Origin of the sequence: Acinetobacter sp. YH16038 (assembly GCF_013417275.1) — a bacterium.
Classification (GTDB): Bacteria; Pseudomonadota; Gammaproteobacteria; order Pseudomonadales; family Moraxellaceae; genus Acinetobacter.
The window spans coordinates 1-2482 of the sequence record NZ_VPEG01000106.1 but is presented as its reverse complement, the minus strand read 5'-3'; the positions used below and the strand labels follow the sequence as shown (position 1 = coordinate 2482).

At 39.0% G+C, this 2482-nt stretch carries 2 protein-coding genes; both read right to left on the bottom strand.

Annotation, left to right across the window (positions count from 1 at the left end; translation table 11 throughout):
• Nucleotides 1-179 precede the first annotated feature (179 nt).
• A complete protein-coding gene (locus FTV34_RS16975) occupies nucleotides 180-998 on the bottom strand; it encodes a hypothetical protein (RefSeq protein WP_257223466.1) in 819 nt (272 codons plus the stop codon).
• Between the two features lie 177 nt (nucleotides 999-1175).
• Nucleotides 1176-2482 (bottom strand): hypothetical protein (locus FTV34_RS16970; protein ID WP_180070852.1); only part of this gene is annotated, 1307 nt, incomplete at its 5' end.

The window sequence follows — 2482 nt, the reverse complement described above, 5'->3', positions numbered from 1 at the left end:
ATACATTTTTTTTAAAATTCACGTTCTCATTGATGCAATTTCAGCAAAAAAAGTTCGTTACCACATCAAAACCTGTAATTTTTCAAGCATATTGACTTGTGCCATGTTTCATTTGAGCCACTTTTTTTTCTGAGGACAGCACAGCCTTTGGCTGTGCTCCGCAAGAAAAGAAAGGGGCATTATGGCTTTTCAGCTTCTGCTAACAAATCACCAGTTTTGTCATCTATTGGCTGTTCTTCGACCTTGCCCTTCTTTTTTAATTGCTGTGGCTGATGTGGGGCACGTAGATCACGAATTTCAGATTTCAGCTCACTGATCTCAGTCTGAAAACGGCTAATATTCTTCTGCGCTTCTTCAAGTCTGACAGATGCAACACGTTCATTAGACTGAGCTTCGGCAACTTTTAGCTGCAACTGGTCACGTTCTGCTTTCAGAGCTGTATTACTTTGCTTGAACTCAGCAAGACCTTCAGAATATTGCTGTTTTGCTTCTGCATATTGCTCAGATATGACTTTCTTATGCTGTTCATACTGTTCAATAATTTCAGCTTTACTTCGTGCATGTTCTTCTTCAAGAAATTTCAACTTCGCTTTTAAATCCTGATTTTCAGAAGTTAATTGCTCAATTTCTGTGAGCTGACTGCTATTTTCTTCTGATAGTGATTCTTTATCAGCTAGTGCTATTTCAAGTTCTTCTGACAAGCGTGTGATTTCACTTGCATAACTGTCACCGATCTCGGTGATGCGACCTGCTACAATATCTGCAACAACTTCTGACAGCTTCTTCTGCTCACTGTCTTTTAGTGCTACGGCTTTCTTTTCAGCATCTTCACGATGTTCACGCTCGTATTCTTTTCGATACTTCTGAATCGTCACACTTGAGCCACCGATCAAGTCCATGATTAGTTGGTTTGTATATCTCCCATTTTCTTTTAGAAGCTGCTCAATAGCGTCATATACGTCTTGCTTGGTCACAGCACTTGAAATTTTGTTATTCACTTAGTTACTCCAAAGTGAGTTATTGATTTTATTTACTTTACTAAACTTAGTTTATTTAGTTTAGTTTAGTTCATTTAGTTTAGTTTATTCACTTCACTTTAGATAGTGTAATTCATTCCAAAATTTAAAGTTTGAATCGGTGCAGTTTTGGCAAAAAAAGTATAAAAAAAACCATTCTTAGAATGGGTCATACCTGTAGCCATCATCTTTACTTGGCGATGGTGTTGGTGTTGGTGTTGGCTCAATATCTCGCACCTGGCTAACTTCAACTGGTTTTTTAAATCGGTCTTTGGCTGTATCGAATAGAGAATCTAGGCGGTCATGCTCACGTTGAGAGAAGTAAGTACCTAACCGCTTTTCAGCAAATTTCACCATTCTCTTATCATTGGCAATCATCTGTTGAATGTGATCACGCATCTGGTCTGTCATGTCTTTTTCTTGGCGTGAGAAGTGCTGTAAAGCGTTGTACTTCTCGCATATAGCTTCATACAGCTCAGTCCCCATCGGATTTTTTTTGTGATACTTCAATTCTTGTATTTCAGCCCAATATTTCACGTCTTTGGCTGCACTAACATAGCTGTATGAGAATATACGTGCAGCATCAATTGGGCTTTTCGGTTTAATAGCAAAGCCTTTGGAATTGATAGCTGTTAATACTCGATTGCTTTCTTTAATTGTGTGGTCAAATCTCTCAGTGAGTCTTCCAAAGTCGTTAAGCGTTCGCTGACTTCTGTGGTATTTAGAAGTGAGCTGGCGGTAGAAATCTGTGAAAGGGTCTGTGTTAATTTCGATTGAGTATCCTGAATATCTTTGAGCATCGGCTGAATTTGCTGATTGATCTTGTCTTGGACTAACTGATCTATATTTGATTCCCTCAAGGCACTGGTTAAGGTTTTTTCCAAATAAGCCTGCGTTTGTTTTGAGAATCCTTTGATAGATTCGTTCAAAAAGTCCACTGGTGGCTCTTCTTTCATCTGTTGAAGTAGTGCTGCGCTGCGCTTCTCCAATTGCTCGATATATATCTTCTGTCCGTCGATGCAGTTCTGTTGCAGCTTGTTTTGCTCCTTCAAAAGACTGACTTGCTGACTGATTAGCTGAGTTAATTCGCTCATTTACTTCACCAATGAAATTATGATCAGGATTAGCAGTAACGCTGTGCATGATACTGACAAAATTAGACTGATTTTCTGCTGTTGTTGCTGTGTCTGCTGTTGCTCTAAGCTCTGAATATTCAAGTTTTCGGCTTGCTTCACTAAAGTTTGGACTTGATTCAATAACTCTGCTGATTTCTGTGTGAGCTTGTAAACTGACTCCGTTTGGTCTTGGGTTTTGCTGATCAAAACTTGACTGTGCTGTAGTATCTCGTTGTCTATGATCTGTAAGCGTTTCAGCGTATCTGTCTGCAAAGAATCTAGCTCTTGATTCAGTTGCTCGTTGAAGTTTGTTATAGAGTTCATTAACTCGTTTTGCATCGACTTCATTTG